The sequence below is a fragment of the Mycobacterium sp. genome (assembly GCF_039583785.1).
Classification (GTDB): Bacteria; Actinomycetota; Actinomycetes; order Mycobacteriales; family Mycobacteriaceae; genus Mycobacterium.
Map to the genome: position 1 here is coordinate 1 of NZ_JAVKSG010000009.1, position 17,463 is coordinate 17,463.

Below are 17,463 nucleotides of genomic sequence, written 5' to 3' on the forward strand. Positions count from 1 at the left end.
GGGGTGACCCAGCAGGCCGCGGCGACCACCCACGCCACCGCGGCCGCGGCGGGCAACACCCAAGAAACTCTGTCGCAGTGGCTTTCCGGGCTGAACATCTTCAGCCCGAGCAACGCCACATCCGATTACGGGCTGTCCGGGTTTCTGAACAACGTCATTGGCGGGGCGAACAACTCGGCGATATCCGACTTTTTGAACGCGCCTTACGTAGGCGGCTTTTTGTCCAACGGGGCTGTTGGCCCCGAGTTCTACCTCAACGATTTTCACTCTTTTGATTACCTGATCATCTACGCGGTTCAGGACTACGTGCAAAGCGTCAAAGCACTGTCAGGCGGGGGCGACGCATTAGGGCTCGGGCAGATCGCGAACCAGGCGGCCGTCCACACCCTCGGACGGATGGCTTTGGGGCCAGTGGGCGCCCAACCCGGCGGACAAGCGGTCCTGGCCGGGGCGTACGCCGACATCGGCGCAGCCGACCGGGTCGGGGCGCTCGCGGTGCCATCCAGCTGGACCGCCACCGCCCCGCCGGCGCAGACCGTCCATTCCTCCGAGATAGCACGACCCGCCACTGCCCAACTACCCAGCCCGATTCTCTCCACGGGCATGCCCCATCTTGGCCCAGCGCGGATGACCGGTAGAAGCCCAGGTTACGAAGCGAGCTCTACCTCTACCCGCGACCTGCCCACCAGGGCGCTCACTGCCCGCTCGCCAGCCGGCGGATAGGTCGCGCGGTAAAAGCGTTGTCGTGAAGTGCGGGTCTTGGCAGAGACGGTGTGGACTAGCTCCCCGCCGAGTGCGCGGGACCAGTACAGCGCCGCTGTGCACTGAGCCGTAGAATTCTGGACACAGCGTCGATCCGGCCATCACCGGGGAGCCTCCGGAAGAACAGCCGGGATGTCGGCCCAGTAGAACCGGACGGGTAAGCCCGTCACAGCTTGCAATGAGCGGCCACGCACGGGCGTGGCAAGCGGGGTGGTACCGCGGCGATTGCGCACCAGCGCGACGTCGTCCCCGTGCCCTGACAGCGGCACATGGAGACGACGCGCAGTGACCGAGAACACCTATCCGAAGCCGGCCGGCGGTGCACCGGATCTGCCGGCGCTGGAACTCGAGGTCCTCGACTACTGGTCCGCTGACGACACTTTCCGGGCCAGCATCGCCCACCGCGCCGACGCCCCTGAATATGTCTTCTACGACGGGCCGCCGTTCGCCAACGGACTGCCGCACTACGGGCACTTGCTGACCGGCTACGTCAAGGACATCGTGCCGCGCTATCGCACCATGCGCGGCTACAAGGTCGAGCGCCGTTTCGGCTGGGACACCCACGGCCTGCCCGCCGAACTGGAAGTCGAACGGCAGCTTGGCATCACCGACAAGTCCCAGATCGACGCGATGGGCATCGCCGCGTTCAACGAGGCTTGCCGCGAATCGGTGTTGCGCTACACCGACGAGTGGCGGGCCTATGTGACCCGGCAGGCGAGGTGGGTCGACTTCGACAATGACTACAAGACCCTCGATTTGCCCTACATGGAATCGGTGATCTGGGCGTTCAAACAGCTGTGGGACAAGGGATTGGCCTACGAGGGCTACCGGGTGCTGCCGTACTGCTGGCGCGACGAAACCCCGCTGTCCAACCACGAACTGCGGATGGACGATGACGTCTACCAGAGCCGGCAAGACCCGGCGCTCACCGTCGGATTCGTGATCACCGACGGCGATTTGGCGGGCGCGCACCTGCTGGTGTGGACGACGACGCCGTGGACCTTGCCGTCGAACCAGGCAGTCGCCGTCAACCCCGATGTCACCTATGTGCAGGTGCAGGCCGGCGAGCACCGCCTGATTCTTGCCGAGGCCCGGCTGGCCGCCTACGCCCGGGAATTCGGTGCCGAACCCGAGGTGCTGGACAGCTACCGCGGCAGCGACCTGGTCGGCCTGCGCTACAAGCCGCCGTTCCCGTATTTCATGTACGCCCCCAACGCTTTTCAGGTGCTGGCAGCGGACTTCGTCACCACCGACGACGGTACCGGCATCGTGCATTTGGCACCGGCCTACGGTGAGGACGACAAGGCCACGGCCGACCGGGTCGGCATCGTGCCGGTGACGCCGGTCGACGCCAGGGGCCGGTTCGATGGAACCGTCCCCGATTACCAGGGCCAGCATGTCTTCGACGCCAACCCGCAGATCATCAAGCACCTGAAGAACCACGCCGGCCCGGCCGCCGCCAACGGGGCGCTGCTGATCCGTCAGGAAACCTACGACCACCCCTACCCGCACTGCTGGCGGTGCCGCAATCCGCTGATTTACCGGGCGGTTTCGTCGTGGTTTATCAAAGTGACCGACTTCCGCGATCGGATGGTCGAACTCAACCAGCAGATCACCTGGTACCCCGGGCACGTCAAAGACGGGCAATTCGGCAAGTGGCTGCAGGGTGCCCGCGACTGGTCGATTTCGCGAAACAGATACTGGGGCACGCCGATTCCGGTGTGGGTTTCCGACGACCCGGCCCACCCGCGGATCGACGTCTACGGCAGCCTCGACGAGCTTGAGGGTGACTTCGGCGTACGGCCGGACAACTTGCACCGGCCCTATATCGACGAGCTCACCCGGCCCAACCCCGATGACCCGACCGGACAGTCGACCATGCGACGTATTGCGGACGTGTTCGACGTGTGGTTCGACTCAGGCTCGATGCCCTACGCCCAGGTGCACTATCCGTTCGAGAACCGCGACTGGTTCGACGGAATCGACGGCGCCGACCCTGACAAGCAGGCCGACGCGCACTACCCCGGAGATTTTATCGTCGAGTACATCGGGCAGACGCGCGGCTGGTTCTACACCCTGCACGTGCTGGCGACTGCGCTGTTCGACCGGCCGGCGTTCAAAACCTGTGTGGCGCACGGGATTGTGCTGGGCAGTGACGGCCAGAAGATGAGCAAGTCGCTGCGTAACTATCCCGACGTCAGCGAGGTCTTCGACCGCGACGGCTCCGATGCCATGCGCTGGTTTTTGATGGCGTCGCCGATCCTGCGCGGCGGCAACCTGATCGTGACCGAGCAGGGTATCCGGGACGGGGTGCGCCAGGTTCTGCTGCCGTTCTGGAACGCCTACAGCTTCCTGGCCCTTTACGCGCCGAAAGTCGGCGCGTGGCGCACCGATTCGCGCCACGTGCTGGATCGCTACATCCTGGCCAAGCTGGCGGTGCTGCGCGACGAGCTGACGGCGTCGCTGGACGGTTGCGACATCTCCGGAGCCTGCGAGCAGCTACGTCAGTTCACCGAGGCTCTCACGAATTGGTATGTGCGACGCTCGCGTTCGCGGTTCTGGGAAGAAGACGCCGACGCCATCGACACGCTGCACACCGTGCTCGAGGTGACCTCGCGGCTTGCCGCGCCGCTGCTTCCGATGACCACCGAGATCATCTGGCGCGGCATCACCGCCGAACGCTCGGTGCATCTGTCCGACTGGCCGGCCGCTGAGTTGCTGCCCGCCGACGCCGAACTGGTCGCCGGGATGGACCAGGTTCGCGAGGTGTGTTCGGTGGCCTCGTCGCTGCGTAAGGCGAAGAAACTGCGGGTGCGGCTGCCGCTGTCGAAACTCACTGTGGCGGTGGAGTATCCGGAGCGGCTCGCGCCGTTCGCTGATCTGATCGCCGACGAGCTGAACGTCAAAAAAGTCGAGCTCACCGACGACATCGACCGCTACGGGCGTTTCGAGTTGACCGTCAACGCCAAGGTCGCCGGCCCGCGACTGGGCAAGGACGTGCAGGCCGCGATCAAGGCGGTCAAGGCGGGGGAGGGCGAAGTCCAGAAAGACGGCACACTGATCGCCGGCCCGGCGATATTGCAGCCCGCGGAGTACAGCTCGCGGCTGGTCGCTGCCGACCCCGAGTACACCGCGCCGCTGCCGGGCGGGGCCGGGCTGGTGGTGCTGGACGCCACGCTGACGCCCGAACTCGAGGCCGAGGGCTGGGCCAAAGACCGCATCCGCGAGTTGCAGGAGCTGCGCAAGTCGAGCGGGCTCGACGTGTCCGACCGGATCAGCGTGGTGATGGCGGTGCCCGCGGAACGGGCCAACTGGGCGAGCACCCATCGCGACCTGATCGCCGGCGAAATCCTGGCTACCAGTTTCGAATTCGGCGAACCGGGCGCGGGCGGTGCCGAGATCGGTGACGGCGTGCGGGTGGCGATCGCTCGGCGAGGTGCTTAGCGGCCTGATCGCAACACGCGGTGGGCGTGCGGCCAGAACGGCATGCCGGCGAGGATTGCGCCGCCGGCGGCGATGAGACCGACCGCGAAGTCGACGCTTTCGCGCCCCTGGGCCTTCCAGTAGACGTCCTCAAGATCGAGCAGCAGTGCCAACTCGTCGGCGATCATGGCGTTCGCTGCGCCGAAAGCGACTGCCGCGGCAGGGTGGCGCCGTTGGTCTTCCGATCCGCGCAGACCCACCGCGCCCACCGTCGCCAGCAATGCAATGCCAATGTTGTAGTGGTGAAAATGCCTACTGCCCAGCGTGATACCGCCACCCTTCGGGCCGTGACCGGCGTGGATCCAGTGGGTGAGCGCCCTGAGTCCGGCGAACGTGACGGTGAATGCCACCCAGGCCAGCACGGCCGACCGCTCGTCGGATTCGAGCCGTTGCAACCATTCCTGGCGCAGCTGTGACCATCGGCGTGGTTTGGGCCCGCTCATCAGGCGGCCTTGAGCGCGCGCCAGCGGAGCCGGCGGCCGTGGGACTCGACCTGCACATCGCCGAAACCGGCTGCGCGCAAGCGATCCGGCAGAGCCTCGGGGGTGACAGTGTTGCAGGTGTCACGGAAGTGCAGAATCCGGAACCGCAGCGACGCCATGCTGTCGCTGCCGGCAAAGACACCGCCGGGCCGCAATACTCGAAAGGCCTCGGAGAACAGCCGGTCCTGCAGTTCGCCGGTCGGAACGTGATGCAGCATGGTGCACGACACTACCGAGCTGAACTCGTCGGCCGGTAATCCGGTATCGGTGCCATCGCCATTGATGATCCGTGCCCGGTCGCCGTACAGCCGCTGCAGCCGCTCTGCCATCGGGGTATCGATTTCCACCGACGTGAGGTTCGGCGTCCTGTTGACCAGCACCCGCAGGATTGCGCCGTAACCGCATCCGATTTCCAGGGTGTTATCGCCCAGTTCGACATCGGCCAGTGCCCACGGCAGCAGCTCGTCTTCGACTTGCTTCGCCCACCGGTCCGAGCTGCATAGTCGCCGGTGGGCGAGATTCATGGCCACGATCTTCAGACGTTAGCGCAATAGCATCGGTAATTGTGGATTCCCGCTGGGTGCTGCATCTCGACATGGACGCGTTCTTCGCGTCCGTCGAGCAACTCACCCGGCCCACATTGCGGGGCCGGCCGGTGCTGGTCGGCGGGTTGGGTGGACGTGGTGTGGTCGCCGGTGCCAGTTACGAGTCACGCGTGTTCGGGGCGCGGTCGGCGATGCCGATGCATCAGGCGCGTCGGTTGATCGGTGTGACGGCGGTCGTACTGCCGCCCCGCGGCGTGGTCTATGGAGTCGCCAGTCGTCGGGTGTTCGACACCGTGCGGGCCATCGTTCCCGTCGTCGAACAACTGTCCTTCGACGAAGCGTTCGGTGAGCCGCTTGAACTGGCCGGAGCGTCGGTAGCCGTCGTCGAGCAATTCTGTGCCGAGTTGCGGCGACGGGTGCTCGACGAGACCGGCCTGATCGCGTCGGTTGGTGCCGGCTCGGGCAAGCAGATTGCCAAGATCGCGTCCGGCTTGGCCAAACCCGATGGCATCGAGGTGGTTCCTCGCGCCGACGAGCAGCGTCTGCTGGACGGTCTCGCGGTGCGCAAGCTGTGGGGGATCGGACCGGTTGCCGAGGAGAAGCTGCATCGGCTGGGTATCGAGACGATCGGGCAGCTGGCCGCGCTGAGGGAAGCCGAGGTGGCCAACATCCTGGGTGCGACGATTGGGCTCGCACTGCACCGGGTGGCCCGCGGGATCGACGACCGCCCGGTGGCTGAACGCGCGGTGGCCAAACAGATCAGCGCCGAGTCCACCTTCGCGGTCGATCTGACCACGCTCGATGAGTTGCGCGACGCGATCGTCCCGATCGCCGAGCATGCCCATGAACGGTTGTGCCGCGACGGGCGCGGGGCGCGGACCGTCACTGTCAAGCTGAAGAAATCCGACATGGGCACCCTGACCCGCTCGGCCACCCTGCCCTATGCAACCACCGACGCCGCCGCGCTGGCTGCGACGGCCCGCCGGCTGCTGCTCGACCCGCGCCAGATCGGCCCAATTCGGCTTCTGGGCGTGGGCTTTTCGGGTCTGAGCACCGTGCAGCAGGACTCGCTGTTCCCGGATCTGGAGCTGGACATGTCGGACACCGGTCCGGGCGAGGACAGCCCACACCCCGAGCGGGATGCCGTCGGGCCGTCAACGACAAACAGCACGGGGTGGCGCATCGGGGACGACGTCACCCACCGCGAGCTTGGTCACGGCTGGGTGCAGGGCGCCGGGCACGGCGTGGTTACCGTGCGATTCGAGACCCGCGCCTCGGGGCCGGGCCCGGCGCGGACGTTCGGCTCCGACAGCGACGACATCGCCCCGGCGAATCCGATCGACAGCCTCGACTGGCCGGATTACCCCGCAGTGCTTGCCGACGCCCGGTCAGAGCAGCCGGTCGACGACGCCGCGCAGGGGTAACCCCGCCGCCAGCGCGGCCATCGTCAGCACCCTGGCCTGACTCGGCGGCAACATCGGCACCATGACCGCGCCCGCATCGACCAGATCGCGGCCGGGTCCATAGCCCGGGCTGACCCGACCACCGACCACCCGGGTCGACACCGCGACCAGCACTCCGTCGCGGCAGTGCCGTCGTACTCCCGCGATCACCGCGTCGGCCGCGTTACCGGAGCCGAGCGCTTCCAGCACGATGCCGCGGGCACCCGCGGCCACGAACGCGTCGATCGCCACCGCATCGCCACCGGCGTAGGTTGCGACGATGTCGACCCGCGGGGCGCGTTCCGCATTCAGCACATCTAGAAACGGTCGAGCCTTGTTCTGCGCCAACGTGACTCCGCCATCGACATTGCCGAGCACCTCGCCCGCGAAGCCGACACCGGCGACCACCTTGTGCAGCCCGGCGGGCCGCAGAATCTGACCGGCGAACGACACCAGCACACCGAGCTCGCGGGCGGCGGGGGCGCCGGCCACCGCCACCGCGTCGCGCAGGTTCGCCGGGCCGTCCGCGTCGGGGGCGTCGGCGCCGCGCATCGCGCCGGTGATCACCAGCGGAACGGCGCCGCCGTAGGTGAGGTCCAGCCATAGCGCCGTTTCCTCGAGGGTGTCGGTGCCGTGCGTCACGACCACGCCCCGGGCACCGCCGTCAGCCGCCGACCGGGCCGCCGCGCCGATCACGTCCCAGTCCGCCGGGGTCAGCCGCGAGCTGTCCTTCGCCATCACATCGACCACGTCGACGTCCAGGCCGGCGGTCAGATCCGCGCCGCCGTGCGTGGGGCGGTGCACCCCGTCCGCCGCTGCGCTGCTGGCGATGGTCCCGCCGGTGGCGATGACGGTCACGCGGCTCATTCTTCAGATCATCCCGCATCGCGGCGATCGCCAGCGCGGCGCAGCCGGGCGTGGCGGGTCGTCGCAATTGTCCGCGGCGGCGATCGCCAGCGCGGCGCAGCCGGGCGTGGCGGTGGCGGGCCCTAGTGGATGATGGAGGCGTGACTGAACCAGCGGGATCGGCGGACCCGGTGACCGAGGCCGACACGGCCGAAGAAGCCGAGGCTACGCCGCGGCGCCGCCAGCCGCTGCTGCTGGCGGTGGCGGCCGTCGTGCTGGCGCTGGACATCGTCTGCAAGGTGCTGGCGGTCAAGCTGCTGACCCCCGGCCAGCCGGTGCCGATCATCGGCGACACCGTGACCTGGACGCTGGTGCGCAACTCCGGGGCCGCATTTTCGATGGCGACCGGCTACACCTGGATGCTGACGCTGGTCGCAAGCGCCGTGGTGGTCGGCATCTTCTGGATGGGCCGACGGCTGGTGTCGACGGGGTGGGCCCTCGGCCTCGGGATGATCCTGGGTGGCGCGATGGGCAACCTGGTCGACCGGTTCTTCCGGTCGCCGGGACCGCTGCGCGGGCACGTCGTGGATTTCTTGTCGATCGGCTGGTGGCCGGTGTTCAACGTCGCCGACTCGTCGGTGGTCGGCGGGGCCATCCTGCTGGTGACGCTGTCGGCGTTCGGGTTCGATTTCGACACCGTCGGCCGCCGACCGGCTGACGACGTGGCCGAGGAGCCCGCCGAAGGCGCCGACGAGCCTCTATGACCGAACGGTCGATGCCGGTGCCGGAGGGCCTCGCGGGCATGCGGGTCGATGCCGGGGTCGCGCGGTTGCTCGGAGTTTCACGCACCGCTGCCGCGGCGATGACCGAAGAAGGCGGCGTCGAACTCGACGGCGTTCCGGCCGGCAAGTCGGATCGGTTGACCGCGGGGGCGTGGCTGCACGTGCGGCTGCCGGAGCCGCCGGCCCCGGTGGAAAACACTCCGGTCGACATCGAGGGCTTGGAGATCCTGTACTCCGACCAGGACATCGTCGTCGTCGACAAGCCCGCTGGAGTCGCCGCGCACGCGTCAGTCGGCTGGACCGGGCCGACCGTGCTCGGCGGACTGGCTGCGGCCGGCTATCGGATCACCACCTCGGGCGTGCACGAGCGGCAGGGGATCGTGCATCGGCTCGACGTCGGCACCTCCGGGGTGATGGTCGTCGCGATCTCCGAGCGGGCGTACACGTTGCTCAAGCGCGCGTTCAAACAGCGCACCGTCGACAAGCGTTATCACGCTCTGGTGCAAGGGCATCCGGACCCCTCCAGCGGCACCATCGACGCACCGATCGGTCGTCACCGCGGCCACGACTGGAAATTTGCCGTCACCTCCGATGGCCGACACAGCCTGACGCACTACGACACCGTCGAAGCCTTCGTCGCGGCAAGCCTGCTCGATGTGCATCTGGAAACCGGGCGCACCCATCAGATACGGGTGCACTTCGCGGCGCTGCATCATCCCTGCTGCGGCGACCTGACCTACGGCGCCAACCCGAAACTCGCGGAAAAGCTTGGGCTGGAACGGCAATGGCTGCACGCGCGATCGCTGTCATTTATCCACCCCGGCGACGGTCGACAGGTCGAGTTCGTCAGCCCCTACCCGGTGGATCTACAGCACGCGTTGGACGTGTTGCGGGCCGAACACTGATTGCGGACTTTTCCAAAGTAGTTTTTGCCGTTCGACCCATTCCCATTCGACCCGGCCGATCGGCGGCTATGGCTTGCGGGCTTCGACCAGTAGCCGCGTCGAATGCGCGACGAAGGGCCCGTCGGACTCGATGCGCTCGTGCATCTCCCGTAGCCGCTCGCGATAGCGCTCGACGGTGAAATCGGGCACGGTCCAGATCACCTTGCGCAGGAAATAGATGACCGCGCCGACATCGAAGAATTCGGCACGGAGGCGTTCCAGGCGCATCTGCAGGACCTGCAGACCGGCGGCCCGTGCCTGCGCGGTTTGGGCATCAGGTTGCAGCTCAGCCCATTTCGCCGGTTGCGGACCGAGGAAGTATTCGAACAGCTCCCTCATTGTCGCGGGCCCGATCTGCTGGGCGAGGTAGCTGCCGCCCGGCCGCAGCACCCGTGCGATCTCCGCCCACCGCACCGCGGTCGGGTGCCGACTGGTCACCAAGTCGAACGCCTGATCGGCGAACGGCAATCTTGGCTCGTCGCGGGTGGCCACCACCACGACCCCGCGCGGGTGCAGCAGCTTGGTGGCCAGCGCCGCGTTCGGTGGCCAGGACTCGGTGGCGACCATTGTCGGCGGGAACATCTCGGCTCCAGAAAGCACCTCACCGCCGCCGGTGTCGATGTCCAGCGCGGCGGTCACGGCCGCCAACCGTTGGCTCATCAGTCGCTGGTAGCCCCACGAGGGCCGCCGCTCGGTAGCGCGACCGTCGAGCCAGGAAAAGTCCCAGCCGTCGATCGGCGCCACTGCGGCTTCGCGGACGAGTTCGTCGAATGTCCAAGCCATAACCGCATTGTCGACCAAACGTGTCAGGGCGCCAGCCTGACATGGCCCGGGGGCATAGGCTGATCCGGAGTCTGGGGCGCCGGACCACTTCCGCCGTCCGTGTCGCCGCCGGGCCCACCGGGCCCACTACCGCCGGGTGCCGCAGGCGCGGGAGGTCCGGCCTCGGGCGGCGGTTCGTGCGGCGCCTCGGCCGGTGGCGGTGGCTCCTGCGGTGGCAGCGCGGCTTTTTGCGGGGCCTGCCGCACCCGTCGCGGTGGTGGAGGGGGCTGCTGAGGTGCCGGCTGGACCTCTTGCGGCACAGGTGGCGGGGGCTGGGCGGGCACCGGCAACGGGTTCGTCGGCGCAATGTCTCCGGCGTGGCCGGGTATGACCAGGGAGACCAGTTGTATGCGCGCAGAAGTGCCCGATCGGTATGCGGCAATGGAGGCGATTCTGCCCCTGTCGCGGGGGCAGTAGGCCTCCACTGATGCAGTGATGAATTGGGTGAGGGTCCGAGTTATGCGATCTTGAGGTTGTAGCCGGCTGAGGGGATTCTCGCGGAAGCCGTTTTCGCGCATCAACTCCACCAGGTCGCCCGCCGGCATGCCGCTATCCAGTTTTGCGCACACTTTTTTGGCGGTGATGATCAAGCTGTTCGCGTTGTCGACGGGGGGAATCTCTTTTTGGCCAAGGAGATCGAAGAATTTCTGGTCCTGGCCCGGATCGGCTGTCGCTGGTGGGCAGGGCGCTATCGTGGCCGTGGCAACGAAGCCAGCCGCAATCATCGCGGCGGGGAGGCTGCGGATAATGCCGGAAAACATGGCCTGGTTTCCGTCCTGCCAAAGTGCTGACGAGCCTTGGTTCCAATCTAGGCCGCACGGAGCAATTTGGCAGCAATCAGCAGCAAAGAAAATTAGCCGAGTGTGGGGTCACGCGATAGCCCAGGTCGCTCATTCGCAGACCACACGCGCTCGGCGAAGTTTTGGTGGTAGTCAGATGACCGCTTTGACCTCCTCCGAGGCAATCTGGCCGGCCAGTGGCGCGATCGCATGAAGAATCGCGGTAATCGTGTCGGGGTGCAGACCGGCGGCACACAGTGAATCGGCCAGATGCGCTGCCACCACGGCGAAGTGCTGCATCGTGATGCCACGGCCCTGGTGCACCTGCCGGATCGGCGAGCCGGTGTAGGGCCCGGGCCCGCCCAGCAGGGCGCTGAGGAATTCGACTTGCCGCGCTTTCACGGATCTGATGTCGGAGCCGGCGTAGAAACCGGCCAGGTGATCGTCGTCGAGCACCCGGCAGTAAAAGTCCTCGACAACGATTTCGAGAGCATCGTGGCCGCCGATCTGCGCGTACAGCGAGGACGCGCCCGGCCTGCGAAATCGGGTGAGTATTCCCATGTGCATCAGCGCACCACATGGCGGTTGCCCAGCAGTTAGGACGCCATCACCGCGCGATTACGCGCCGTAACAACCGGATTGCGGCGAGAATCACCTCAATTCCGCGGCGGTGTAGCAGACTTCGGTGGGAATTCAGGGAAGTCGCCACCGGGAGCGTGAGGGCTATGAATCTGGGTGATCTGACCGGTCTCGTCGAGAAGCCGCTCGCCGCCGTGTCCAACCTCGTCAACACCCCGAACGCGGCCGGCCGCTATCGGCCCTTCTACCTGCGAAATCTGCTCGACGCGGTGCAGGGTCGCACGCTGCGGGACGCCGTGGAGGGCACGATCACGCTGATTACCGGGGGGTCGTCGGGCATCGGCGAAGCGGCAGCGAAGAAGATCGCCGCAGCCGGCGGCGAGGTCGTGCTCGTCGCGCGCACCCAGGAAAACCTGGACAAGGTCGCGTCTGAAATCCGAGCCATCCGCGGCGGCACGGCACACGTCTACTCCTGCGATTTGGCCGACATGGACGCCATCGCCGCGATGGCCGACACCGTGCTGGCCGACCTCGGCGGCGTCGACATGTTGATCAACAACGCCGGACGATCCATCCGGCGCTCGCTCGCGCTGTCCTACGACCGCATCCACGACTACCAGCGCACCATGCAACTGAACTACCTCGGCGCGGTGCAGCTGATCCTCAAATTCATTCCGGGCATGCGGGAACGCGGGTTCGGGCAGATCATCAACATCTCCTCGGTCGGCGTGCAGACCCGGGCGCCGCGGTTCGGCGCCTACATCGCCAGCAAGGCGGCGCTGGACAGTTTGTGTGATGCGTTGCAGGCCGAGGTCGTCAGCGACGACATCAAGTTCACCACCGTGCACATGGCGCTGGTGCGCACGCCGATGATCAGCCCGACCACGATGTACGACAAGTTCCCGGCGCTGACGCCGGACCAGGCCGCCGGCGTCATCACCGATGCGATCGTGCAGCGGCCGCGCCGATCGAGCTCGCCGATCGGGCAGTTGGCCGCCGTCGCCGACGCCGTCAACCCGGCGGTGATGGACCGATTACGCAACCGGGCCTTCACCATGTTCGAAGACTCGCCGGCCGCCAAAGGCGATGAATCCGGGTGTAGTGCAACAGAATTAGATGACCGAAGCGAAACCTTCGTGCGGGCCACCCGCGGAATCCGCTGGTGAGGCGATCATGAGTCTTCCGAAACCGACCAACCAAGCACCCGTCGTCATCACCGGGGCCTCCTCCGGCATCGGTACCGAGCTGGCGCGCGGGCTGGCCCGGCGCGGCTATCCACTACTGTTGGTGGCCCGCCGCGAAGAGCGGATGGACGAGCTGGCCGACGAACTGCGGACGCAATACTCCGTCAGCGTCGAGGTGCAGCCGCTCGACCTGTCCGACGCCGGGTCCCGTGAACAGCTGGCCGAGCGGTTGCGCACGGAACCCGTTGCGGGCCTGTGCAACAGCGCCGGCTTCGGAACCAGCGGCGTCTTCCAGGAGTTGCCGGTCGAGCGCGAAAGCGAAGAGGTCGTGCTCAATTCGCTGACGCTGATGGAGCTGACCCACGCTGCCCTGGCCGGCATGGTCGAGCGGGGCACCGGAGCGGTGCTGAACATCGCCTCGATCGCCGGTTTCCAGCCGATGCCCTTCATGGCCGTCTACTCTGCGACCAAGGCGTTCGTGCAGACGTTCTCCGAAGCGGTCCACGAGGAGCTAAGCGGCACAGGCGTTTCCGTGACGGTGCTGTGTCCGGGCCCGGTGCCCACCGAGTGGGGGGAGATCGCCAACGCCGAGCGGTTCAGCATCCCGATCGCCCAGGTGTCCCCGCGTGACGTCGCGGAGGCGGCTATCGCCGGGATGGCCGACGGTAAGCGCAGCGTGGTGCCCGGGATCGTGCCGAAGGTCGTCAGCATCGGCGGCCGATACCTGCCGCGGACCCTGCTGCTGCCGGGCCTGCGCATCGGCAACCGCCTGCGCGGCGGGCCCAACTACTGATGGCCAAACTCGGCGTGACAGCCGATCGGATAAAGACGTAGCGTGGCGGACCCTGGCTTTAGCCGTGGGGGTGGGCCGGTGGGCGCGACCGCGGCCCGCGCGGTCAAAGGCGATGTCGAGCAATCGTTGAAGCAGATCATCGAGCTATACGGATAGCGTCTCGGGTGACTTACCGCGGTGATCGCGGGGACGGTGAAGCCGGGCGCAGCGGGTCGCCGCCCACTCTTAGCCCGAAGGCCCTACATGCTCAGCCAACCGGAGTACCCTGGCCCAGTGTTGCGGGGGGCTCATAAAGTGACGGTGGCCGACGGCAGAGGTGTCTTCGGCTGGATCGGCGTGTTGGTGCGGCGGTGGCCATGGGCCGTCATCGGGTTCTGGATCGCCTTGGCCGCCGTTCTGTCGGTGACGCTCCCGCCGCTGACCGAGATGGCCGCCAAGCGGCCGGTTCCGATCCTGCCGGCCGATGCCCCGGTGCTGCAGACGACTAAACAGATCTCCGAGGCCTACCACCAGTCCGGCTCCGAGAACGAAAACGTCCTGCTGGTCGTGCTGACCGACGACAACGGACTGAATTCCGCCGACCTCACCACCTACCGGACCCTGGTCAACAATCTTCGCCCGGACACCCGCGACATCGACTTGCTGCAGGACTTCGTCCGCACACCGGCCCTTCGCGAGGCGATGACCAGCAAGGACCACAAGGCCTGGTATCTGCCGATGGTGCTCGCCGGCGAGGTCGGCACACCCGAATTGCATGAGGGATTCGGCCGGGTCGCCGACATCGTCAAAAAATCCGTCGCCGGCTCCACACTGACCGCGAACCTGACCGGCCCGGCGGCCACCGGCGACGACCTGATGTACATCGGTATTCGCGACATGCACGTGATCGAGACCGCGGTCGCGCTGATGGTCTTGATCATTTTGTTCGTCATTTATCGAAATCCGCTCACGATGATGTTGCCGCTGATCACGATCGGCGTGTCGATCGGTGTGGCGCAATCCATCGTGTCCGGCGTCGCCGAACTCGGTCTGGGCGTTTCCAACCAGACCATCACGTTGATGACGACGATGATGGCCGGCGCGGGAATCGACTACGCGGTGTTTCTGATCAGTCGCTACCACGACTATCTGCGGCTCGGCATGGACTCCGATGAAGCCGTCGCCCGGGCATTGACATCGATCGGCAAGGTCATCGCGGGGTCGGCGGCCACGGTGTCGATCACGTTCCTGGGAATGGTCTTCACGCGGTTGGGGGCCTTCAACACCATCGGCCCGGCGTTGGCTATTTCCATCGCGGTGGCTCTGTGTGCGGCGGTGACGTTCCTGCCGGCCCTGATAGTCCTCACGGGTAGACGCGGCTGGATCAAGCCGCGCGGCAATCTGACCAGTCGCTTCTGGCGGCGCTCGGGAATACGCATCGTGCGCAAACCGGTGGCGCATCTGGCCGGCAGCCTCATCGTGTTGATGATCCTGGCCAGCTGCGCGATGTTCGCCCGTTTCAACTACGACGACAGCAAGACCCTGCCGAACTCCGTCGAGAGCTCCGTCGGTTACGCCACGCTGGCGCAACACTTTCCGCTGAACGCAACTATTCCGGAGTATCTCGTCGTCCATTCGGATCAAGACTTGCGTAAGCCCTCGGCCCTCGTTGACCTCAAGCAGATGGAGCAGCGGGTCAGCCAGCTGCCCGACATCGCGGCGATCCGGCCTGCCCCGGTGCCGTCGGCAAAATCGAACGATCACAAGCCGGCCGACGACGGCACGATTCCGGACAAGATCGACAACGACGGTAAGTCGGACGGCGAGGGGGCCGAAGGCTTTCCCAATGTGGCGGCCCTGTTGTACTCGGTGTCCAGCTCCGGAAACGTCGACCTGACGCCGGACCTCAGCAGCCTCGGCCTGCCGCCCGGCACGACGCTGCCGGCCGGACCGGCAGCGCCCAAAGCGGTCGATGACACGGCGATGTTCGTCAGCACCGTGCGCGGACTCGGCTTCGCGATGTCGGTCGACATCGCGGAGATCGCCAATACCGTCAACGCCGCACCCGTGACGGTGCTGGATGTGGTCGCAACCGCCGACCGCGACGGCGGAGCGTTGAAGAAGATGTCCGAAATCGCCCAGCAGTTGTCGTCATTCCCCGACGAGCCCTCCATGGAATCGGCGTCGCGCGACGTGCGCCGGATCGTGCACAACGCCCGAAACGACCTGCGAGTACTGAACAACGACGCTCCCCTCGACAAGGGCGTCGCGGTGCCGCCGAAAGACGCGCGCACCTACGCCGACGCGGTCCAGCAGATGATCGACGAGGTCAAGGCGCTGATCAAGGACACCTCACACACCGGGGGCGGTCTGAACAGCGCGCTGACGGCGTTCATCTCACCCGACGGACACACCGCGCGGTATCTGATTCAGACCAAGCTCAACCCGTTCGGCACCGAGGCCATGAATCAGATTCACGACATCACCGACGCGGCCCGCGGTCCGCACCCGCGCCCGATGATGAAAGGAGCGTCGATCTCGGTGTCGGGTGTCACCGCGATGCTGCGAGACACCCGCGCGTATTACGGGGACGACATCAACCTCATCGTCGTGATGACGATTCTGATCGTGTTCGGAATCCTGGTTGCGATACTGCGCGCGGTGGTGGCGCCGCTGTACCTCATTGCGTCCGTGGTGGTGTCGTATCTGTCGGCGCTCGGCGTGGGCGTGATCGTGTTCCAGTTCATCCTTGGCCAGTCTTTGAGCTGGAGTATTCCCGGGCTGACCTTCATCGTGCTGGTCGCCATGGGCGCCGACTACAACCTGCTGCTCATCTCGCGGCTGCGCGAGGAGTCGCCGCACGGGATTCGCTCCGGCGTCATTCACACGGTGAGCTCGACGGGTGGCGTGATCACCGCCGCGGGTGTCATCTTCGCCGCGTCGATGTTCGGCATGCTGTTCGCCAGCATCAGCACCCTGGTGCAGGCCGGGTTCATCATCGGGACCGGGCTGCTGCTGGACACCTTCCTGGTGCGCACCATCACCGTGCCCGCGATCGCGGTGCTGGTCGGCAAGTGGAACTGGTGGCCGTCGACGCCACCCCCGCCCGCGCCCCGTGAGCGGGCAGCACGGCCGGCTGAGTCCTCGGCGCCCGAAGTTGCGAACGGTACCGGCGGAAACGCGACCGCGCGGCACGCGCGGCACGCGCGGCACGTCGGGAGCAATCTTGAACCGGCGGCGATTCACTCGTGAGTGCGTAGGACGCCGAATTCTACGTTGCGACATGCCGGTGTGATGTCGTTCAAAGGCGTTCGTATTCCAGGATAATCCCGGCGCCGACACCGATGACGACAGCGACCGCGAGCCACGCGATCGCGGGGATGAGGTAGCGCGAGCACGGCGTCTGCCCGGCCCGCACGCTGTCGCGCATCTGCCGGTAGCGCACGCCAACCACCACGTAGCCACCCACGGCGGCCAGCGCCGTCAGGGCGATCCCAGGCCAGGTGGGGACGTGTTTTGACATGCTCCAGCGCACCACCAGCAGACCCACGCCGACCATGCTCATGCTGCTGCGCTGCCAGGCCAGGGCGGTACGTTCGGTGGCCACCCCCGGCAGCGGCCAGCGGTCTGGGTGCATCTATCGACCGATTTCGGCGAGGAAGATCAACGCGGCGGCCGCCACGATGATGATGCCCAGGCCGGCCACGATGATGCGCAGCAGCGGATCGGTTGGCAGTGGCCGGTTTTCCCGTAACGCCCGTTCGGCCCGGTACCAGCGCCGGTATGCGCCCATGATCACGGTGAGCGACAAGATAAGCAGCAGCACCGAGATGCCGATCCGGATGTAACGCGGGCCGAAGTCGTGGATCAGGCCGGCCAGTGCGATCGCGCCCGCCAGCAACGCCAAGCTCGTTCGCAGCCAAGCCAGGAACGTCCGCTCGTTGGCCAGCGTGAACCGATAGTCAGGGTCGGTTCCAACTGAACTCAAAGGTGGAAGTTTGGTAAGCATGCGCACCTTTCTGGTCCGGGGTCGGCTTGAGA

At 66.5% G+C, this 17,463-nt stretch carries 15 protein-coding genes and 2 pseudogenes; 10 read left to right on the forward strand and 7 right to left on the reverse strand.

Going from position 1 to position 17,463, the window contains the following annotated elements:
- Positions 1-723, forward strand: a pseudogene (locus ABDV69_RS05480) (hypothetical protein); the annotation flags it as partial.
- A gap of 324 nt (positions 724-1,047) precedes the next feature.
- Complete coding sequence (gene ileS / locus ABDV69_RS05485; protein WP_343572351.1) at positions 1,048-4,206, forward strand: isoleucine--tRNA ligase; 3,159 nt, start codon at positions 1,048-1,050, stop codon at positions 4,204-4,206.
- Here ileS and ABDV69_RS05490 read toward each other — a convergent pair.
- A complete protein-coding gene (locus tag ABDV69_RS05490; protein WP_343572353.1) occupies positions 4,203-4,688 on the reverse strand; it encodes a hypothetical protein in 486 nt (161 codons plus the stop codon). The two genes, ileS and ABDV69_RS05490, sit on opposite strands and share 4 nt — an antisense overlap.
- Positions 4,688-5,251, reverse strand: a complete 564-nt coding sequence (locus ABDV69_RS05495) for a class I SAM-dependent methyltransferase (protein ID WP_343572354.1) — start codon at positions 5,249-5,251, stop codon at positions 4,688-4,690. The genes ABDV69_RS05490 and ABDV69_RS05495 overlap by 1 nt, the downstream gene beginning before the upstream one ends.
- Positions 5,252-5,307: 56 nt before the next feature.
- Between ABDV69_RS05495 and ABDV69_RS05500 the strand changes: the two genes are divergently transcribed.
- Positions 5,308-6,696 (forward strand): DNA polymerase IV, encoded by a 1,389-nt coding sequence (locus ABDV69_RS05500; protein ID WP_343572444.1) that lies wholly within the window; start codon positions 5,308-5,310, stop codon positions 6,694-6,696.
- On the opposite strand, the gene ABDV69_RS05505 is transcribed toward ABDV69_RS05500, so the two are convergent.
- Entirely contained in the window at positions 6,661-7,581 is a 921-nt protein-coding gene (locus ABDV69_RS05505) for an asparaginase (protein ID WP_343572355.1), read from the reverse strand. The two genes, ABDV69_RS05500 and ABDV69_RS05505, sit on opposite strands and share 36 nt — an antisense overlap.
- A gap of 140 nt (positions 7,582-7,721) precedes the next feature.
- Here ABDV69_RS05505 and lspA point away from each other — a divergent pair, with 140 nt between their 5' ends.
- Positions 7,722-8,324, forward strand: coding sequence for a signal peptidase II (gene lspA / locus ABDV69_RS05510; RefSeq protein WP_343572356.1), 603 nt, complete (start codon positions 7,722-7,724; stop codon positions 8,322-8,324).
- Positions 8,321-9,247, forward strand: a complete 927-nt coding sequence (locus tag ABDV69_RS05515; RefSeq protein ID WP_343572357.1) for an RluA family pseudouridine synthase — start codon at positions 8,321-8,323, stop codon at positions 9,245-9,247. Before lspA ends, ABDV69_RS05515 begins: the two co-directional genes overlap by 4 nt.
- A gap of 66 nt (positions 9,248-9,313) precedes the next feature.
- On the opposite strand, the gene ABDV69_RS05520 is transcribed toward ABDV69_RS05515, so the two are convergent.
- Positions 9,314-10,069 carry a class I SAM-dependent methyltransferase gene (locus tag ABDV69_RS05520; protein ID WP_343572358.1) on the reverse strand — a complete coding sequence of 252 codons (756 nt, stop codon included), beginning with the start codon at positions 10,067-10,069 and terminating at the stop codon, positions 9,314-9,316.
- Positions 10,070-10,731: 662 nt separating this feature from the next.
- Here ABDV69_RS05520 and ABDV69_RS05525 point away from each other — a divergent pair.
- Positions 10,732-10,899, forward strand: a complete 168-nt coding sequence (locus ABDV69_RS05525; protein ID WP_343572359.1) for a hypothetical protein — start codon at positions 10,732-10,734, stop codon at positions 10,897-10,899.
- A 141-nt stretch (positions 10,900-11,040) separates the two neighbouring features.
- Here ABDV69_RS05525 and ABDV69_RS05530 read toward each other — a convergent pair whose 3' ends face one another.
- Positions 11,041-11,448, reverse strand: a complete 408-nt coding sequence (locus ABDV69_RS05530) for a group 1 truncated hemoglobin (RefSeq protein ID WP_343572446.1) — start codon at positions 11,446-11,448, stop codon at positions 11,041-11,043.
- A 164-nt stretch (positions 11,449-11,612) separates the two neighbouring features.
- On the opposite strand from ABDV69_RS05530, the gene ABDV69_RS05535 reads away from it, so the two are divergent.
- From ABDV69_RS05535 to ABDV69_RS05550, 4 genes and pseudogenes are all read left to right on the forward strand, one after another.
- Positions 11,613-12,632 carry an SDR family NAD(P)-dependent oxidoreductase gene (locus tag ABDV69_RS05535; protein WP_343572360.1) on the forward strand — a complete coding sequence of 340 codons (1,020 nt, stop codon included), beginning with the start codon at positions 11,613-11,615 and terminating at the stop codon, positions 12,630-12,632.
- Between the two features lie 7 nt (positions 12,633-12,639).
- The gene (locus ABDV69_RS05540; RefSeq protein WP_343572362.1) at positions 12,640-13,443 is read left to right on the forward strand and encodes an SDR family oxidoreductase; all 804 of its coding nucleotides are present in this window, start codon (positions 12,640-12,642) and stop codon (positions 13,441-13,443) included.
- Positions 13,444-13,515: 72 nt separating this feature from the next.
- Positions 13,516-13,599 (forward strand): annotated as a pseudogene (locus tag ABDV69_RS05545) (SRPBCC family protein); the annotation flags it as partial.
- 144 nt (positions 13,600-13,743) lie between these two features.
- Entirely contained in the window at positions 13,744-16,674 is a 2,931-nt protein-coding gene (locus ABDV69_RS05550) for an RND family transporter (protein WP_343572364.1), read from the forward strand.
- Positions 16,675-16,723: 49 nt separating this feature from the next.
- On the opposite strand, the gene ABDV69_RS05555 is transcribed toward ABDV69_RS05550, so the two are convergent.
- Together ABDV69_RS05555 and ABDV69_RS05560 are read right to left on the reverse strand one after the other, a co-directional pair.
- Positions 16,724-17,059, reverse strand: a complete 336-nt coding sequence (locus ABDV69_RS05555; RefSeq protein WP_343572365.1) for a DUF202 domain-containing protein — start codon at positions 17,057-17,059, stop codon at positions 16,724-16,726.
- Positions 17,060-17,410, reverse strand: a complete 351-nt coding sequence (locus ABDV69_RS05560) for a DUF202 domain-containing protein (protein ID WP_343572366.1) — start codon at positions 17,408-17,410, stop codon at positions 17,060-17,062.
- Between the last annotated feature and the right edge of the window lie 53 nt (positions 17,411-17,463).

Bases quoted from the DNA above. Each gene is read 5' to 3' on its own strand.
- ABDV69_RS05490 (WP_343572353.1), bottom strand. From the start codon at position 4,688: ATGAGCGGGCCCAAACCACGCCGATGGTCACAGCTGCGCCAGGAATGG.
- ABDV69_RS05505 (WP_343572355.1), bottom strand. From the start codon at position 7,581: ATGAGCCGCGTGACCGTCATCGCCACCGGCGGGACCATCGCCAGCAGC.
- ABDV69_RS05520 (WP_343572358.1), bottom strand. From the start codon at position 10,069: ATGGCTTGGACATTCGACGAACTCGTCCGCGAAGCCGCAGTGGCGCCG.
- ABDV69_RS05535 (WP_343572360.1), top strand. From the start codon at position 11,613: ATGAATCTGGGTGATCTGACCGGTCTCGTCGAGAAGCCGCTCGCCGCC.
- ABDV69_RS05540 (WP_343572362.1), top strand. From the start codon at position 12,640: ATGAGTCTTCCGAAACCGACCAACCAAGCACCCGTCGTCATCACCGGG.
- ABDV69_RS05495 (WP_343572354.1), bottom strand. From the start codon at position 5,251: ATGAATCTCGCCCACCGGCGACTATGCAGCTCGGACCGGTGGGCGAAG.
- ABDV69_RS05515 (WP_343572357.1), top strand. From the start codon at position 8,321: ATGACCGAACGGTCGATGCCGGTGCCGGAGGGCCTCGCGGGCATGCGG.
- ABDV69_RS05530 (WP_343572446.1), bottom strand. From the start codon at position 11,448: ATGGGAATACTCACCCGATTTCGCAGGCCGGGCGCGTCCTCGCTGTAC.
- ABDV69_RS05555 (WP_343572365.1), bottom strand. From the start codon at position 17,059: ATGCACCCAGACCGCTGGCCGCTGCCGGGGGTGGCCACCGAACGTACC.